This window comes from Leucobacter allii (genome assembly GCF_022919155.1).
Taxonomy (GTDB): Bacteria; Actinomycetota; Actinomycetes; order Actinomycetales; family Microbacteriaceae; genus Leucobacter; species Leucobacter allii.
The window spans coordinates 221,695-238,708 of the sequence record NZ_CP095045.1 but is presented as its reverse complement, the minus strand read 5'-3'; the positions used below and the strand labels follow the sequence as shown (position 1 = coordinate 238,708).

18 protein-coding genes are annotated in these 17,014 nt (G+C 71.5%); 2 read left to right on the top strand and 16 right to left on the bottom strand.

Annotated elements, in window-relative coordinates; all coding sequences use genetic code 11:
• Positions 1-34: 34 nt before the first annotated feature.
• The 10 genes from MUN78_RS01035 to MUN78_RS00990 all read right to left on the bottom strand — a co-directional run bounded on the left by MUN78_RS01035 (position 35) and on the right by MUN78_RS00990 (position 10,409).
• A complete protein-coding gene (locus MUN78_RS01035) occupies positions 35-946 on the bottom strand; it encodes an alpha/beta hydrolase (RefSeq protein ID WP_244728202.1) in 912 nt (303 codons plus the stop codon).
• Entirely contained in the window at positions 943-2,205 is a 1,263-nt protein-coding gene (locus MUN78_RS01030; RefSeq protein WP_244728200.1) for an amidohydrolase family protein, read from the bottom strand. Before MUN78_RS01030 ends, MUN78_RS01035 begins: the two co-directional genes overlap by 4 nt.
• Positions 2,206-2,211: 6 nt before the next feature.
• Positions 2,212-2,592: a Rieske (2Fe-2S) protein gene (locus tag MUN78_RS01025; protein WP_244728199.1), complete on the bottom strand. Its 381-nt coding sequence runs from the start codon at positions 2,590-2,592 to the stop codon at positions 2,212-2,214.
• Positions 2,589-3,722 (bottom strand): amidohydrolase family protein, encoded by a 1,134-nt coding sequence (locus MUN78_RS01020; RefSeq protein ID WP_244728197.1) that lies wholly within the window; start codon positions 3,720-3,722, stop codon positions 2,589-2,591. Before MUN78_RS01020 ends, MUN78_RS01025 begins: the two co-directional genes overlap by 4 nt.
• 114 nt (positions 3,723-3,836) lie before the next feature.
• Positions 3,837-4,787: a PDR/VanB family oxidoreductase gene (locus MUN78_RS01015; protein ID WP_244728195.1), complete on the bottom strand. Its 951-nt coding sequence runs from the start codon at positions 4,785-4,787 to the stop codon at positions 3,837-3,839.
• Positions 4,784-5,821 carry an ABC transporter ATP-binding protein gene (locus MUN78_RS01010; RefSeq protein ID WP_244728193.1) on the bottom strand — a complete coding sequence of 346 codons (1,038 nt, stop codon included), beginning with the start codon at positions 5,819-5,821 and terminating at the stop codon, positions 4,784-4,786. The genes MUN78_RS01015 and MUN78_RS01010 overlap by 4 nt, the downstream gene beginning before the upstream one ends.
• Entirely contained in the window at positions 5,818-6,855 is a 1,038-nt protein-coding gene (locus MUN78_RS01005) for an ABC transporter ATP-binding protein (RefSeq protein WP_244728191.1), read from the bottom strand. The genes MUN78_RS01010 and MUN78_RS01005 overlap by 4 nt, the downstream gene beginning before the upstream one ends.
• Positions 6,856-6,877: 22 nt before the next feature.
• Complete coding sequence (locus MUN78_RS01000) at positions 6,878-7,783, bottom strand: ABC transporter permease (RefSeq protein WP_244728189.1); 906 nt, start codon at positions 7,781-7,783, stop codon at positions 6,878-6,880.
• On the bottom strand, positions 7,780-8,688 hold the full coding sequence (locus MUN78_RS00995; protein ID WP_244692488.1) for an ABC transporter permease: 909 nt from the start codon (positions 8,686-8,688) through the stop codon (positions 7,780-7,782). Before MUN78_RS00995 ends, MUN78_RS01000 begins: the two co-directional genes overlap by 4 nt.
• A gap of 110 nt (positions 8,689-8,798) precedes the next feature.
• Positions 8,799-10,409, bottom strand: a complete 1,611-nt coding sequence (locus MUN78_RS00990; protein ID WP_244728187.1) for an ABC transporter substrate-binding protein — start codon at positions 10,407-10,409, stop codon at positions 8,799-8,801.
• A 303-nt stretch (positions 10,410-10,712) separates the two neighbouring features.
• Between MUN78_RS00990 and MUN78_RS00985 the strand changes: the two genes are divergently transcribed.
• Positions 10,713-11,624 (top strand): LysR family transcriptional regulator, encoded by a 912-nt coding sequence (locus tag MUN78_RS00985; protein WP_244728186.1) that lies wholly within the window; start codon positions 10,713-10,715, stop codon positions 11,622-11,624.
• Positions 11,625-11,672: 48 nt separating this feature from the next.
• Complete coding sequence (locus tag MUN78_RS00980; RefSeq protein ID WP_244728184.1) at positions 11,673-12,014, top strand: DUF1801 domain-containing protein; 342 nt, start codon at positions 11,673-11,675, stop codon at positions 12,012-12,014.
• Positions 12,015-12,089: 75 nt separating this feature from the next.
• Here MUN78_RS00980 and pcaC read toward each other — a convergent pair whose 3' ends face one another.
• The 6 genes from pcaC to MUN78_RS00950 all read right to left on the bottom strand — a co-directional run bounded on the left by pcaC (position 12,090) and on the right by MUN78_RS00950 (position 16,985).
• Complete coding sequence (gene pcaC / locus MUN78_RS00975) at positions 12,090-12,533, bottom strand: 4-carboxymuconolactone decarboxylase (protein WP_429951308.1); 444 nt, start codon at positions 12,531-12,533, stop codon at positions 12,090-12,092.
• Entirely contained in the window at positions 12,530-13,309 is a 780-nt protein-coding gene (locus tag MUN78_RS00970) for an alpha/beta fold hydrolase (protein ID WP_244728182.1), read from the bottom strand. Before MUN78_RS00970 ends, pcaC begins: the two co-directional genes overlap by 4 nt.
• Complete coding sequence (locus MUN78_RS00965) at positions 13,306-14,739, bottom strand: lyase family protein (protein WP_244728180.1); 1,434 nt, start codon at positions 14,737-14,739, stop codon at positions 13,306-13,308. Before MUN78_RS00965 ends, MUN78_RS00970 begins: the two co-directional genes overlap by 4 nt.
• Positions 14,729-15,295 (bottom strand): protocatechuate 3,4-dioxygenase subunit alpha, encoded by a 567-nt coding sequence (pcaG, locus tag MUN78_RS00960; RefSeq protein WP_244692482.1) that lies wholly within the window; start codon positions 15,293-15,295, stop codon positions 14,729-14,731. Before pcaG ends, MUN78_RS00965 begins: the two co-directional genes overlap by 11 nt.
• Positions 15,295-16,116, bottom strand: coding sequence for a protocatechuate 3,4-dioxygenase subunit beta (gene pcaH / locus MUN78_RS00955; RefSeq protein WP_244692481.1), 822 nt, complete (start codon positions 16,114-16,116; stop codon positions 15,295-15,297). Before pcaH ends, pcaG begins: the two co-directional genes overlap by 1 nt.
• 113 nt (positions 16,117-16,229) lie before the next feature.
• A complete protein-coding gene (locus tag MUN78_RS00950) occupies positions 16,230-16,985 on the bottom strand; it encodes an IclR family transcriptional regulator (RefSeq protein ID WP_244692480.1) in 756 nt (251 codons plus the stop codon).
• Positions 16,986-17,014 lie beyond the last annotated feature (29 nt).

The window sequence follows — 17,014 nt, the reverse complement described above, 5'->3', positions numbered from 1 at the left end:
CGTGCACCGGGTGCGCGCCTGTCTCCGAAGCGGCTCAGCTCTCGATCGTCTCCGACTCCTCGAGGAATCGCAGCAAAGCAGGGCCGAGGTCGTCGAACCGCGTGCCGATCGCATGCACGACGGTGAAGTGATTGGCCGCTCGCGCGCGAACGCACGCGGGCAGCGCGCCGGTGCGCTCGCTCGCGTCTCGCAGTGCCGCGAGGAACTGCTCATGGGCCTCCGGCGTATCGAACTCGCCGACGGCGAAGAGCTGAGGAACATCGCTCGCGGCGAGCTGGGACTTGAGGTCCCAGTCGTCGACGATCCCGGGATCGTCGCCGAAGTAGGAGCGCAGTCGCTCCCAACCGAATGCGGGAAGATCGTAGACCCCCGAGATGAGCGCGATCGATGCAGGTGCAGGGTCGGCCGCCGGGACCCCGGGGCCGCCGCAGGTGTAGTTGACGACGTGGACGGCACCCGAGGAGTTGCCGACCACGTGCACGGGAACCGCCCCGCCCGTGTCTCGGCCCAGCCGCGCGCGGCCCCACTCGATGGCGAGGGCGAGGTCCTCCACCGCGGCGGGCCACTGCGCCGCAGGGGCGAGTCGATGACCCACCAGCAGCGCCGCCCATCCGTGAGCCGCCGCCCAGCGCCCGATGTTGCCGTGGTACGGGCTGTCCGGGCGCTGTCGGCTCCCCCCGATGAACGCGCCGCCGTGCACGTAGACGAGCATCCCCCGCGGCTCGCGCGCCGTCGGGAGGTACCAGTCGAGTGCCTGCTCCGGATGCGGCCCGTAGGCGATGTCCCGCTCCACCGTCGAGGAACCGGGCAGGGACGTTGGGACCCCGTGCAGTGCCTCCAGGAGGCGTCCGGAGGCTGCGATCGTCTCCGGGTCCACCGCGGGACCGATGGCCCGCACCGCCGACTCGAGTGCGCTCCACGAGTCGGGGGCGGGACGTGCGCTCAATCGCCCGCCGGGACCCACTCGATCTCCCTTCCGTCTTCAGTCGCATAGCTGCGCCGATTGGGATCCCCCAGCTCGCCGGTGACCGGCATCTCGCCGACGGCGACCTCCGCCGGGAGCGCACCGCCGCGTGCGCGCTCCGGCCAGCGGAACCAGTCGAGGGCGTTGTCGGTGAACACCTTCCGGTGCCAGGCCTCGGGCACGCGCGCCGCGATGTCCTCGACCGAGTCGCAGTCCCAGGCGGGGAAGCCGGAGGCATAGCAGATGAGATCATCGAGTCCCCCGAACGACTCGAGCGCGCGGATGACCCGCTCGGCGCCGTCGCTCTCCGGTGCTCGGTCGAACGGCCAGGTCCCGATGCGGAAATGCTCTCGGAAGTACTCGCTCGGCAGCCTGCGCACCCACGGCACCTCTCGGCGGAGGCCGCGCCAGTTCACATCCAGGCGGAAGAAGAGTCCCGGCACCCAGGCGACGCCCGCACCGGAGACGAACACGCGGAGGGCCGGGTACTTCTCGAACACGCCCTGCACGATCATGCTCTGCACGTGCGTCATCATGGGGCTGTAGGCGAGCGCCGCGACCTCCGCGAACGTCGACGGCATGCCGCCGGCCGTCGGATGGGTCAGCGTGTCGGCTCCCTGATCTCCTCCGGTGTGGAGCACCACCGGCAGATCGAGTTCGGCCGCCGCCTCGTAGATGGGGTGGTACGCCGGATGGCCGAACGGCTTGTTCAGGCCGTTCGCGGCCATGAGGACGCCGACCATCCGCTCGTGCTGACCGGCACGCCGGATCTCCTCAGCCGCCTGGTCCGGCGTCTGGTTGGCTGCGACGATCAGACCGAAGAACCGCTCGTCGTGCCCGAACCAGCGATCCGCCGTCCACTCGTTCATGGCGCGTGCGAGGGCGGCGGCCCGATACGCGTTGGGCACGCTCGGGATGAACATTCCGCGGTCATGCGACAGGATCGCCCGGGAGACCCGACCGCTCCCGAAGATCCGCTCGGCGGTGCGCGTCGGATCCGAGGCCGCGGGAGCGAGCGGGTCGCCGGCGGAGCCGTCGATGTAGTCCCCGCCCGGTCGGCGATACGCCGTCGCGGGCAGGATGTGCATGGCGCCAGCCCCGCCCGGGAGCGAGCCGGGGACGCCGAGATGCTCGCGCCACCCCGCCGACATGTAGTCGGTCACGTCGAGCTGCGACGCCCAGTGGTGGTGCACCGTCGCATCGATCACCGACCGCGGAGTGGAGGTCTGCGCAGTTGCCATGGTCGTTTACTTCCTTCCGAGACTCAGGACGACTCGATCGGCTTCGCGCCGCACGCGATACGTGCGCATGCGGAAGCCGGGAGCCGCCGCGGCTCCGTCCTCCAATTGGAACTCCCAGCGGTGCCAGGGGCAGAGCACGACCGGTTCGTCCTCGCTCACCGTCAGCGCGACATCCGGCGCATCTCGCGCGATCGACGTCTCGGCGGTCAGCTTCTTCTGCAGGAACCCCGCGCACAGCGGCGCGCCCTCGTGCGGGCAGGCGTTGCGGAAGGCGTAGATGCGTTCGCCCCAGCGGCAGACCCCCAGCTCCATGCCCCCGACCTCGACGCTCACCATCTGCCGATCGGGGAAGTCCTGCCAGGCGCCGATGTCGATCCCCTGGCTCATGCGCCGACCCCCGTCTCGGCGGGCACGGGCTGCAGGCGCAGCATCGCGCGCGCGTTCTCGGAGAAGAGCTTCGGCAGCCAGGCCTTCGGAAGCCGGCTCGCGACGTAGAAGGGATCGTCGGCGTCCCAGTGCGGATAGTCGCTGGAGAAGCACAGCAAGTCCTCCATGCCGCCGAACGCCTCGAAGAGCTCGACGAGCTGTTCCTTGCGCGGGGTGAGCTCGAACGGCTGCGTACTGAACTTCACGCGCTCGCGCAGGTACTCGCTCGGCATCCGCTTCACCCAATCGCTCTCGGCCCGCATCTCCGTGCGCACCGCGTCCAACCGCCAGAAGAAGTTCGGGATCCAGGCCAGTCCCGTCTCCACGACGAGCACGTTGAGCCGCGGGAACTTCTCGAAGGTGCCGTGCGCGACGAAACTCGCGAGATGCGCGAGCGTCGGCTGCTGCAGCAGGGTGTGCCACTCGAGGCGCGACCCCGGGATGCCGCCCGCGGCGGTGTGCGCGAGGCCGCCTTCGGTCTCGCCCGCGGCCCCGTGGATGATGATCGGAAGCCCGGCTTCCTCGGCCGCACGCCAGATCGGGTCGTACACGGGATGTCCCAGCGGTTTGCCGAACGGGTTCCAGGCGATGAGCACCCCGGTCACCTTGGGATTGGGCGCCATCCGCTCGATCTCCCGCACGGCGCGGTCGGGAAGCTCCGGCGGCACGACGATGGCGGTCCGCATGCGCGCGTCGTAGCTCAACCAGGTGCGCACGACCCAGTCGTTCATCGCGGTGGCGAGTGCTGCACTGAACTCGGGATTGCGCTGAGCGATCTCCTGACCGATGTCGAAGGTGAGGTTGACCGCCTCGACCGAGGGGTACTTGTCCAGGTACTGCGACTTCATCAGCGCGAACGACGTGCCCTTGCCGTCTTCCGGCAGCGCCTCGAGGCGCTTGTTCACACCGCGGTGGAACGGGTAGCTCAGTCCTGCGGGCACGAGTGCGGTCATCCGTCCGCCGGTGCGTCCCTCCGCGTACTCGCGCCACTTCTCCGGCAGGGTGTCGAGCACCTCTCCGCTCTGCCGCCAGCGCTGGTGCACGTCGACATCGATGATCGGATAGTCGAAGTCGGGGGTTACTCGGCCCATCTGTGGATTCCTCTTCTCTGCTCCCCGTCGAGCGGTCGCTCCGGTCCCTCCAGGCTCGCAGCCCGCATAAACACGGTCAAACAGTGTTTATGGTGTTGAATACGAATTTCCGCTTTACAACTCGAGCACGAGACGCGTTCCGCAGGCGCGGGAGACGCAGATCATCATCGTCTCGCCGAGCTCTCGCTCCAGCTCGCTCAGCACGCTGTCGCGGTGGTCCGGCCGGCCGTCGAGCACGACGGTCTCGCAGGATCCGCAGGTGCCCTCCTCGCACGACGAGGCGACATCCGCTCCCGCCGAGCGCACCGCCTCCAGGATGGAACGGCCTGGCGGCACCTCGACCTCGACGCCCGTCTCGGCGAGCTCCACCGTGAAGGCCTCGTCGACGGTTCCGGGCGCGGCCTCCCGGGGCCGGAACCGCTCGAGTCGCAGTCGATCGGCCGCCGCGGCGCCGACGACCGACTCGACGTCGGCGAGCAGCCGTTCGGGGCCGCACGCGTAGAAGACGGCCCGCTCGCCGGCCTCGGCGACGACCGATGCGAGATCCAGACGCGCCCCCTCTTCGGAGACGTAGACGCGCACCCGATCCGCGTGCCTCAGCAGCAGCGATGGGAGCGCGACCATGCGCTCGCGTCTGCGGCCCGCGTAGTGCAGCGTCCACGGCACCCCGCGGTCCTCGAGCGCGACGATCATGGGGAGCAGCGGGGTGATCCCGATTCCCCCGGCGATGAGGACGACCGCCGGCGCGTCGACGGCGAAGCCGAAGTGATCCCGAACCGCGGTGACCAGGAGCTCGTCACCGATCCCGAGCTCCTCGTGCAGAAATGCCGAGCCGCCCCGGCTCTCCTCCTCGCGCAGCACGGCGAGCTCCCACCCCCGCGTGTCCCGCGGGTCCCCGCAGAGGGAGTACTGGCGCACGAGCCCGTTCGGCAGCTGCAGCTCGACATGGGCCCCGGGCGACCAGGCCGGGAGCGCCGACCCGTCCGCAGGCGCGAGGCGCACCCGCCTCACCCCGTCCGCAGGCGAGTCGATGCGCTCGACCGACACGAGCGTGGGCGCGCTCACGCCGTCACCGCCCCGCTCGGCGCCGCCCGTTGCGCGACCAGCGGATAGTGGCAGGCCGCCCGCCTCCCCGGCGCGATGTCACGGAGCTCCGGCTCCTCCCGCGCGCAACGCTCGTCGGCGAGCGGGCAGCGCGTCCGGAAGCGGCAGCCGCTCGGCGGGTGCATCGGCGAGGGCAGCTCGCCCCGGAGCTCGGCATCCGCCGACGCCGCGGTCCCCGCCATCGGCACGGAGGCGATGAGCGCGCGCGAGTAGGGATGCGCGGGACTGCCGTAGACGCCGTCGGTGTCACCGATCTCCACGATCTTGCCGAGGTACATGACCGCCACGCGATCGCTCACATTTCGGACGACGGACAGATCGTGAGAGATGAACAGCATCCCGAGGCCGTGGTCCGTCCGCATCCGCTCGAGCAGATTAAGCACCTGCGCCTGCACCGACACGTCGAGCGCAGATACCGGCTCGTCGCAGATCAGGACCTCCGGGGACAGCGCCATCGCTCGTGCGATCGCGATGCGCTGGCACTGCCCGCCGGAGAAGTCCCCGGGCCGCCGGTCGCCCATGGTCTCCGGGTCGAGGCCCACCTCCTCCATGACCTCGCGCACCCGCGCCGCGATGCCGTCGCGCTCCGCGCGATGGATCCGCAGCCCTTCCGCGACGATGTCGCGCGTCCGGCGCCGGGGGTTGAGCGACGAGATCGGATCCTGGAAGATCATCTGCATCCGTGCGAGCATGCGTCGCAGCCGGCGACGGGGCATCGAGGTGAGCTCCTGGCCGAGCAGGCGCACCGAGCCGCTCTTCGGGCGCTGCAGCCGGACCAGGGTGCGGGCGAGCGTCGACTTCCCGCACCCGGACTCCCCGACGAGCGCGAGCGTCTCACCGCGGCGCAGCGAGAAGCTCACCCCGTCGACGGCGTGCACGGTGCCTCCGGGCACGGAGAAGTGCTGGACGAGGTCCTCGACCTCGAGCACGGCTTCGTCCGGCCGGTCCGCCGCAGTCCCCGCGACGGGGTGGCGTGCGGTGTCGACGGCGCTCATGCCGTCCTCCTCTCTGACGGCGTCGCCGGCGCGAAGCAGGCGAAGCGATGACCGGGGTGGCCCGCAACCCGGGTCACCGGAGGCCGCTCGAGGGAGCATCGCTCGACGGCCGCGCTGCAGCGCGGCGCGAAGCGGCACCCGTCCATAGCCGCGGCGGGGTCGGGCGGCACGCCGGGTATCGCGCGCAGCACGCTGTGCCTCGGCTGCTCCATCCTGGGGATCGCCTCGAGCAGCGCCCGGGTGTACTGATGTCTCGAGTCCCGGAAGAGCGCCGCGCTCGGCGCGGCCTCCATGACCCGACCGCCGTACATCACGAGCGTGCGATCGGTCCTCCCGGCCAGCACGCCGAGGTCGTGGCTGACCATGATGACGGTCATGCGGCGCTCCGCCTGGATCGACTGCAGGAGATCGAGGATCTGCTTCTGCACCGTGACGTCGAGCGCCGTCGTCGCCTCGTCGGCGATGAGCAGCTGCGGATCGCAGGCGAGCGCGATCGCGATCATGACGCGCTGCCGCATGCCTCCGGAGAGCTCATGCGGGTACTGCCGCAGCCGTTTCCGGGGCTCGGGGATCCCGACGAGCTCGAGCAACTCCAGCGCCTTGGCCTTCGCCTGCGCCCGGGAGAGCCGGAGATGCCTGCGCGGCCCCTCGGTGATCTGGCGCTCGATGGGAACGACGGGGTTGAGCGCCGTCATGGGGTCCTGGAACACCATCGCCATCTGCGGGCCGAGATACGCGCCCATCCGGTCGATCGGCAGGTCGAGCAGGTCGACGCCGTCGAATCGCACCCGTCCCCCGATCGCTGCGGACCGGGGTGCGATGCGCATGAGGGAGCGGATGAGCATGCTCTTGCCCGAGCCCGATTCACCCGCGATGCCGAGCGTCTCGCCCCGATGCAGCGCGAAGGAGACGCCGTCGACGATGCGGAGCGCGCCGCGCGGCGTCGCGAGGGTGCAGCTGAGATCCTCGACGTCGAGGATCCGGTCCGCCGCGGGCGCCTCGTCCGGCGTCGCGAGGAGTGCAGTGTGGGTCATCGCCCACTCCTTTCAGGTGGCGTCAGATCTGGTTCTGGCCGACGTCGAATCGCGCCCGGAGCCAGTCGCTCATCGCGTTCAACGCGAAGACGGTGAGGAACAGGAAGACGATGGGGATCATCACCGCGGCCGGGTGCGTCGCGAGCTGGCTCTGGGATTCGGCGACCATGCCGCCCCAGCTGGGCTGCGGGGCGGGGATGCCGTATCCGAGGAAGCTCACGGACCCCTCGATGACGATGAGCGTCGCGGTGACCATGATGGCGAACGACGCGATGCTCATGAGCGTGTTCGGCAGGATCTCGCGGAACATGATCCGGATCGGGCCAGCGCCCTGGGCCCGGGCGGCCGCGATGAACTCGCGGCCGGTCTGGGCGAGCACCGCCCCCTTCATCATGCGGGCGAACGCGGGCACCATCAGCACGGCCATGCTGATCGTGAGCGTCGCGAGGCTCGGCCGGATCGCCGCGGCGAGCGCGACGAGGAACAGCATCGCGGGGAACGCCTGGACCACCTCGGAGCACAGATCGACGACCGTCTCCATGACGCCCCGGTAGTACCCGGCGACGAGCCCGAGCAGTCCGCCGAGGACGAGCGAGATGGCGGCCGCCACGACCCCGAGCGTGAGGGAAGCCCGGGCGCCGTAGATGGCGCGCGAGAAGATGCTCCGGCCGATCGAGTCGGTGCCGAGCGGCGCATCGGGTGCGAAGACCGGCTGGAACGGGGCACCGACGATCTCGTCGTAGCTCGGAATCGGCAGCCACTGGACGCTCGTGGCGAGCGCCGTGAGCAGCAGGAGCCAGACGACGGCGAACACGAGTCCCGCTCTCCGAGCGAGGCCGCCGCTCCGGGGTCTGCGGAGCGGGAGCGCCGACTGGCGGGTCGTCGGCACCGGGGACGGCGCGGTGATCGGGGCGGTTACGAGGCTCATGCGGCACTCCTCACTCGGACGCGGGGATCGACGGCGGAGTAGATCAGGTCCACGGCGATGTTGACGAGCACGTACACGACGGCGATGACGAGCACTACACCCTGGATCACGGGGATGTCGCGCGACGGCACGGACTGCAGCAGGAGAGACCCCAGGCCGGGCAGGGCGAAGAGCACCTCGACGACCATCGCGCCGCCGAGGAGGCGCCCGAGCGCGAGACCGGTGAGCGTGAGCAGCGAGAAGAGCGACGGCCGCAGCACGTGCCGCAACAGGACGTACCGCTTGCCCATGCCCCGTGCCCTGGCCGCGAGCACGAAGGTCTCGCGCACGGTGGCGATGACGTCGCTGCGCAGCACCCGGTAGAACATCGCGGCCTCCATCAGGCCGAGCACGAGGGCGGGCAGGAACGCGTGCTGCAGGTTTCCGAGCGGATCCTGCGTGAACGGCGTCCAACCGCTCACGGGGAAGATCTTCATGCGGATCGCGAGCAGGTAGATCAGGATCACGGCGGCCGCGAACGACGGCAGCGAGATCAGCGCGCTCGACGCCGTGGAGGCCGCGCGATCCACCCAGCCGCCGACGTTGGCCCCGGCGACGAGCGCGGTCGGCACCGAGAGCACGAGCGCGATGAGCAGGGCGAGGATGGTCAGCTCGATCGTGACGGGCAGCCGCTGCGCGATCACCTCGCTCACGGGCAGCTGGAGCCGGATGGATTCCCCGAGGTCGCCGCGCGCCGCGCCGGACAGCCATTCGATGTAGCGGGCGTGGAGCGGCTGGTCGAGACCCATCTGGGCGGTGAGTGCGGCGACCTGCTCGGGAGTCGCCTCGTTGCCCAGAATCGCCACGGCCGGCGAGCCGGGCATGAAATCCACCGCCGCGGTGGCGAGGAAGGTGATCAAGACCATGACCGGGATGAGCCGGATCAGTCTTGTCCCCACTTGGTGCAGCACGATGACCCTTTCCGTTCCTGGGACGTTCGATGAGGGGAGGGCGCTGCGCGCCCTCCCCGGGAGACCTATTCGGCGGCGAATCCGACCTCGGGCCAGGACACGACCCCGCGCGCGTTGTAGCTCATGCCGGCGACGCTGGGGTCCGCGACGACGGTGATCGTCGGCGTGAAGGTGAACAGGCCGGGCAGATCGCTCATGAACTGCTCCTGCACGAAGCGGTACTCGGCGCGCCGCTCCTCCGGATCGGCCGTCGCGCGGGCCGCGTCGAGCGCCGCGTCGACGTCGGCGTTCGCGTAGCCGGTCGTGTTCCACAGGCCGCCGCTCGCGAGCAGGTTGTACAGACCGGGCTCGGGATCGGGGAACTTGTACGCGCCCGGGTAGGGGCTCATGTCGTAGTCGCGGTTCACGAACACCTGCTCGCGCGCCGCCGTCACGTCGAGCGTCTCGATGTCCACGGTGACGTTCTCGAACTCGGACAGCTTGGCCTGGATGAACTGCGCGGTGCGCGAGTTCACCTCGCCGGCGATGTTGACGTAGGTGATCTCCACTGGGGCGCCCTCGTCCGCCAGCTCGTCGAAGAGTGCCTGGGCCTCCTCCGCATCCGGCTCGGGGAAGGTGATGTCGGCCTCGTGGTAGGGCGAATCGGCGACGAACATGGTGTCGATGGCCGTCGCCTCGGCCGACCCGAGCGCCACCTGGGCGAGTTCCGCGCGGTCCAGCGCGAGGTACATCGCCCGGCGTGCCCGCTCGTCGTCGAAGGGCGGCCGCTCGTTGTTGAGATAGATCCAGCCGCCGCCGTTCTGCGCGACGCTGGACGTCACGAGCCCCTGGCTCTCGGCGTTGGCCAGGAGCGCCGCATCGGCGTCGGAGCTCGGTGCCTGCGCGTTCGCGGCTCCCGAGGCGATCGTATTGATCCGCTGAGCCGCGTCCGGCACGAGCTCCAGTCGCAGCCCGTCGAGCTTGGGCAGGCCCTCCTGCCAGTACTCGGGATTGGCCGAGTAGACCTCGTAGTTGTCGGGCTCGTACTCGTCGAGGACGAACGGGCCGGCGCCGACGGGCGCGCTCGCGAAGCCCTCGGGGTCGGCCTGCACCGCCGTCGGCGACACGACGAAGGGCAGGGAGTCGGCGATCGTGCGATCGAGGTGCATGTTCGGGGTCGGGATCGCGATCTCGAGGGTGAGGGGGTCGACGACGGTCATGCTCCAGCTCTGGATCGCCCGGGTCTGGGAGGAGATGCCCTTCTGCGCGATGTGCTGGTACGTGAACTGCACCGCCGCCGCGTCGAGCGGCGTGCCGTCCGAGAAGGTCACGCCGTCGCGCAGTCGCAGCGTCCAGATGCTGCCGTCATCGTTCGGCGTCATGCTCTCGGCGAGCTGCGGCCGCACCTCGCCGGTGACCGGATCGAGCACGAGCAGCAGATCGTAGATGGCCGACATGCGCGTGGCGTCGCCGGTGCTCGCCATCGTGTTGTCGTCCGCCGGATCGAAGCTGCGCGTCGGCACGTGCATGAGCATCGTGAGTTCGCCCCCGGCGCGCGCCTCGCGCGGAGCGTCGCTGTGCGCAGGGTTCTCGGCTGACGCCGTACCCGCGCAGCCGGTGAGCGCGAGCGCGCCGACCACGGCCAACCCGGCCAGCTTCGGCAGCGTCAGGCGCCAGGAGGAGGTTCGTGTAGACATCGTTGCCCTTCTTGTGCATCGGCGCGCCTGCGGCCGACGGCGTTTCCACGCACGTGCAGCGGAGGCTGCGCCTTCACAGCCCGCAGGAGCGTCCAAGATCGACTGCTCGGGAGCGTCTCCCAATCGCACGACGCGGATCTCGCGACGTTGCGAACGCGTCCTCGCACGCGAGGAGGCTCGTCAATTATCATCATTCCCTCAAGCAAAAGAAAAATTCCAATACCATTCAATTAAGCAAAGCTAGGCTTATCTACACTGGCACTCCACGTGCCGTGCGGGCCGGACGACGGAAGGAGCGCGGACATGCAGGCGCAGTGGACCCTCAAACAGCTCGAGTACTTCGTCGCGGCTGCGGAGACCGGTACGATCCGCGCGGCGGCCGAGCGCTGCCACGTCTCCCCCGTCGGCCTCGGCGTGGCCCTGACCGAACTCGAGCGGGCGCTCGGCACGCAGCTCCTGCACCGGCGGCGCGCCAAGGGCGTCGTGCTCACCCCCGAGGGTCGCGTCGTGCTCCCGATCGCGCGTGCGATCATCGTGCAGTCCACGGAGTTGCAGCTCAAGCTCAATGCCCACTCCGACGCCGTCACGGGCACGCTCCACGTCGGCTGCCTCACGGGCATCGCGTCGATGCTCATGCCGGACGTCTGCGACACGTTCGCGAAGCAGCACCCGGCGCTCTCCATCGACTTCCGCGAGGGCACGCAGGATGCGCTGTATGCGGCGCTGGAGGGCGGCGAACTGGAGGCGGCCTTCCTCTACGAGCGCGATCTCCCGGAGACCCTGGACTACGTCCGCGTCATCGAGATGAAGCCCTACGTGATCGTGGCGGCCGATCATCGTCTCGCCCACCGGACCTCGGTCGATCTCCGCGAGCTCGCGGACGAGCCGCTCATCAGGCTCAGCATCCCCCCGATGTCCGATCCCTCCTCGTGGTCCGATCACATGGACGCCGCCCCCCGCGAGGCCTACACGGTCTCGAGCGTCGAGCTCATGCGCACGCTGGTCGGCCGAGGACTCGGCTATGCCGTGCTGGGCCAGCGCTCGCCGATGACCGTGACGGCCGAGGGCCTGCCGATCCGGGAGCTCGAGATCACCGACCACATCCCGACGGTGCGCGTGGTCCTCGCGTTCGCGCGGGGGATGCGCCTCCCCCCGCGCGCCCGAGCGCTCGCGGAGTTCGCCCGGGCGCTGCCGCCGGCACGACAGGTCGTCTGACACCCGCACCCCTCCCGCCCGGCGCGCACCCCGGGTATCATCGCGACCATGACCGACGACTGGCGCGCGCACCGCGTTGCGGAGATCCGCTCCCTCATCCTCCGGGCCGTCCCCGGCGCGACCGAGGAGGTGAAGTGGGTGAAGCCCACGAACCCCGCCGGAGTGCCGACCTTCTCCCACGGAGGACTCATCTGCACCGTCGAGACGTACCGGGACAAGGTCAAGGTGACCTTCGCGAAGGGCGCCTCGCTGAGCGATCCCGCCGGGCTCTTCAACGCGAGCCTCGACGCCGGCACGCGGCGCGCGATCGACCTCCGCGAGCACGACGCGCTCGACGCGGAGGCGTTCGTCGCGCTCGTCGCCGAGGCGGACGCCGCGGCGTCGGCCTGACCGCCGCGGGCGAGCGGCGGGTCGGGTCCCGCCGGCGTGCGAGCAGTCCGCGCGGCGCCCGGCCGCTGGACGGGGCTACGCCTCGCCGAGCTCCGCGAGCACCTGCTGCGCCAGCTTGAAGGCCACGTTCGCCGCGGGGACGCCGCAGTAGAGACCGGCCTGGAGGATGACCTCCTTGATCTCCGCCACGGAAAGGCCGTTGCGCCTCGCGGCCGCCACGTGCATCGCGAACTCCTCGTGGTGGCCGAGGGCGATCATCGCCGTGAGCACGGCCACGGAGCGCGACCTGCGGTCGAGGCCGGGCCGCGACCAGATGTCGCCCCACGCGGTGCGCGTGATGAAGTCCTGGAAGTCGCTCGTGAACTCCGTGATCCCGGCGTTCGCCCGGTCGACGTGGGCGTCGGACAGCACCTCGCGACGCACCGTCATGCCCCGCGCGAAGCGCTCGGCGTCGCCGAGACCGCCGCCTGCGGCATCGGCGCCGGGAGCGCCGCCGTGGCCGGCCGCCTCGGCGCTCATCGCGCGACCTCCCCGAAGAACGCGAGCAGCTCCGCGGCGACGGCCTCCGCCTGCTCGGCGGGCGGCTGGTGGGCGGCCCCCGCGATGATGGCCTTGCGCCCCTGCTGCACGCCCGCGACGAGCTCGTCCTGGCGGTCCTCGGGAGCGACGCCGTCGAACTCCCCGCCCATCGCGAGGACGGGGATCGCGATCTCCCCCAGCCGCTCGCGGAGGTCGTAGCCGCCGAGCGCCTCCGCGCAGCGCGCGTAGCCCTCGTCGGACACGGACTGCAGGACGCGCAGGATCCGTCCGGTGATCTCCGGTTCGTCCGCGATCGAGTCGGGGGCGAACCAGGCCTGGGCCGAGGAGATCACGAGGGCGGAGGTCGACTGCTCCCGCACGAGCGCGGCGCGCGCGGTCCAGTGCTCTGCCGTGCCGAGGGACGCGGCCGAGGCGATGATGGCCACCGCCTGGAAGAGCTCGGCGTGGTCGAGCGCGAGCTGCAGCCCGAGCGCCCCGCCGATCGACACGCCCGCGTAGAGCGCACCGCGGGGGGTCAGCTCGCGCACCGCGTCCGCGACGGCCTGCGCGAGCTCCGCGATCGAGAAGGGCTCGGTCGGCACGGGGGCCCCGTCGTGCCCGGGCAGCGCGAGGAGGGTCACCCGGTACTCCGCCGCGAGTGCCGGGACGACGCGCTCCCAGATGAGTCCCCCGGTGCCGAGCGAGTGCCCGAGGACGAGCAGCGGCCGGTCGGCCGCGCCCACCGGCTCGGTGAGGGTGATGGCGGGTCGGGTCATGCGGGCTCCTCCGTGCGGGGGTCGGGATCGGGGTCGGCGGCGGTGACATCGGGATCGGCCCTGGCGCCCTCCGCGAGCGCGGCGTCGACGATGCGGGCGGCGAGGCCGGTATAGCCGGCGGGGTCGAGGATCGCGTCGATGTCGATGCCGGCGAGCGCGGGCTCGGCGCGGAGGAGCTCGGCGAGATCGCCACCGGCGCCGGCCGCGGCGACGATCTCGCGCAGCCGGTCGGCGCCGATGCGCGGCGCGAGTTCGATCGAGAGCCGCTCGGCCACGATGAGACCGCCGGTGAGGTGCAGGTTGCGCTGCACGGCGGCGGGGTCGACGCGCAGCCCCGAGACGAGCTCGACCGCGCGCGCCGCGGCGCCGCGGGCCGTGCGCAGCAGCTCGCGGAGCGCTGGCCACTCGGCGTGCCACGCGCCATCCGGCCGCTCGTCGACCGCGAGGGCGGCGGCGGCGTGGAGCGTCGCGGCGAGATGCGGCGCCCGGATCGCCGCGGAGCGGATGAGCACGGACCGCGCCGGGTTGCGCTTCTGCGGCATCGCGGAGGAGCCGCCGCCCGCCCCCTCGGCGAGTTCGCCGACCTCGGTGCGGCTGAGGGTCGCGACATCGGCGGCGACGACGCCGAGCGCGTCGGTCGCCCGCACGAGCGCGTCGCCGAGCTCCGTGACGGGCCATCGCACCGTGTGCCAGGGCCCCTCGGGGGCGGCGAGACCGAGCTCCGCCGCGAAGCGCGCGGGGAGCGCCGGGGCCGCGTCGCCGCCGATGCTCGCGAAGGAGGCGAGCGTGCCGCCGGCCCCGGCGAGCTGGGCCGGGAGCTCCGCCGCGATCCGCTCGAGACCGTCGGCCGCCCGGCGCACGCCGCGGAGCCAGCCGGCGGCCCGGGCGCCCACCGTGGTGGGCACCGCGTGCTGCGTGAGCGTGCGGGCCGCAGCGGGCTCGTCGCGGTGCGCGCGGGCGAACTCCGCGAGGCGTTCCGCGGTGTCGCGCAGATCGGCGAGCAGCGCCGTCGCCGAGCGCTTCGCGAGCAGCATGAGCGCGGTGTCGAGCACGTCCTGGCTCGTCGCGCCGCGGTGGACCCAGCGGCGGTGCGGCTCGGCGACGCGCTCCTTGAGGACCGCGACGAGCGGGATCACGGGGTTGCCTCCGCCCACGGCCTCGGAGACGAGCCGTCCGATCGGCAGCTCGCCGGGTGCGCACGGCTCCCCCGCCGCGCGCCAGCCGAGCGCGGCCGACACGGCCGAGACCGTCTCCGCCGGCGCGACGCCCGCCGCGCCCCAGGCGCGCACGAGCGCCGCCTCCGCGGTGACGAGCGCGTCGGCGAAGCGCGCATCGGCGAGCTCGTCGGCGGTTCCCGCCGCCACGGGGGCGAGCAGGCCCACGTCGAACGCCGCCCCGTCGGGGGCGGCGGCAGCGGGATCAGTAGGCAAGGAAGACGGTCTCCTTCTCGCCCTGCAGGTGGATGTCGTGGCTGAGGTACCCCTCGGGCGTTCGCGTTGCCACGAGCGTAGCGCGCTCCGCGGGCGACAGGCCCGCGAGGAACGGATCGGCGGCGAGCGCCGCCTCGTCGTCCGGCAGGTAGATGCGGGTGTGCAGCTTGTCGGGGAGGCCGCGCGCGAACACCACAACGGCGAAGAACGGGGCCTCGCCTCCCACCGATCCGGGGTTGCGGGTCCAGAACTCGTAGCGGCCCTCGTCGCTCGTGAACGCGCGGCCCCAGCCGGTGAAGGAGTGGCCGTCGCGGCGGAAGGAGCCGCGGGCGCGCGGAACGGTGCCGTCGCTGTCGGCGCCGAAGACCTCGATCATGGAGTCGGGGATCGGCTGGCCGGCGCCGTCGAAGACCGTGCCGCCGAGCACGATGGCCCCGGGCGAGTGCGGGAAGGCGATCTCGTGCTTCTGGATGAAGTCGGTGCCGTAGGCGAAGAACGGGCCGATGGTCTGGCCGGCGGTGGGCTCGTGCGTCTTCGCGGGTGCCTCGTGCGTCATCAGTGCTCCCCTTCTTCGGGCTCGAACCAGGTGGCGTTCGGTCCGTCGACGACGATGTCGAAGCGGTACCCCATCAGGAACTCGGGCTGCGTCAGATCGTGGTCGTAGACGCCGATGAGACGGTCGCGGTCCCGCTGCTCCCTGATCGTGTTGTAGATCGGGTCGAGCGGGAAGAGCGGATCGCCGGGGAAGTACATCTGGGTGATGAGCCGCTGGGTGAATGACTGCCCGAACACCGAGAAGTGGATGTGGGCGGGGCGCCAGGCGTTGACGTGGTTCTTCCACGGGTACGGGCCCGGCTTGATCGTCGTGAAGGTGTACTCGCCGCGGTCGTTCGTGATGGTGCGGCCGGCGCCGGTGAAGTTCGGGTCGAGGGGGGCCGGGTGCTGGTCGCGCTGGTGGATGTAGCGCCCGGCGGAGTTCGCCTGCCAGATCTCGATGAGCTGGTTCGCGAGCGGCCGGCCCCAGGAGTCGAGGAGCCGCCCGGTCACGATCATGCGCTCGCCGAGCGGTTCGCCGGCGTGCTGCAGCGTGAGATCGGACTCGATGGCGGCGACGTCGCGCTGCCCGTAGGCCGGGGAGAACAGCTCGATCGTCTCGGGGTCGACGAGCTTCGGATCCTTCGTGGGGTGCCGCAGGATGCTGGAGCGATAGGGCGGGAAGTCGATCATCGTGCGCGGCAGCCGCTCCCCCGCGGCGGTGCGCCGCGCGAAATCGGCGTGGAGATCGGTGATCTCCTGCGTGATCTGCCGCTGCGTCGCCTGATCCGGCGCCGCGAGCAGCGACTCCGGGGCCGCGGCGGGCGAGGTGGGTTCTGCCATGCCAGTCTCCTTCGACATCCGGTGGGGAATCGCATCCAGGGTGCCAGCAGCGGACGGGAGGCCCCGTCGATACTCTCAGTCAGTGAGAGTCGCGAGACGCTGCGCGGGAAGGCTCAGCCCCGTTTGAGCTCGGCGTGCAGCTCGCGGGCGGTCCGCAGCACGATGGCGGCGAGCCGGCGCTCGTCGGCGCGCGCGAGGTGGACGACGACGCCGATCGCCGCAGGCGGGAGGCCCGGGATGCGCGGCAGCGCCGCTGCGACCGAGATGTTGCCGAGGGTCATCTCCTCGCGGGTCGTCGCGTAGCCCCGCCCCCGCGCGCGTTCGAGATCGTGGCGGAGCTCCGCCTCGTCCGTGATCGTGTGCGCCGTCTCCCGCGCCCGCGGCGCGGAGAAGTAGCGTTCGAGCCACGGCTCGTCCTGCGCGGCGAGGAGCGCCTTGCCCACCCCTGTGGTGTGGAGCGGGTTGCGGCCGCCGGCCCGGCTCACCGTCGGGATGGCCTGTCTCCCCGTGACCCGGCCGACCATGAGCGCCACGGCGGCCTCCGGCGCCTCCCCGTGCAGCACGGCGAGGTGCACGTTCTCCCCCGTCGCCTCGTAGAGGCGCGCGAGGTGCGGCAGCGCGGTCTCGCGCAGCCGGACCGAGACGGGCGAGGCCTCGCCGAGCTCCCAGAGGCGCATGCCGATCGCGTAGCCGTGCTGCGGGGCGCGCATGAGCAGGCCCCGCTCCACGCAGCCGCGCAGCAGCCGGTGCATCGTCGACTCCGGCAGCCCCGTACGCGCGCACAGCTCGGCCGCGCCGAGCTCCGGCTCCTCCTCGGAGAAGCAGTCGAGCACGCGGAGCACCCGGTCCAGAATCCCCTCGCCGTCCACAGCACGAGCGTACCGCGGCGCGGTGCACC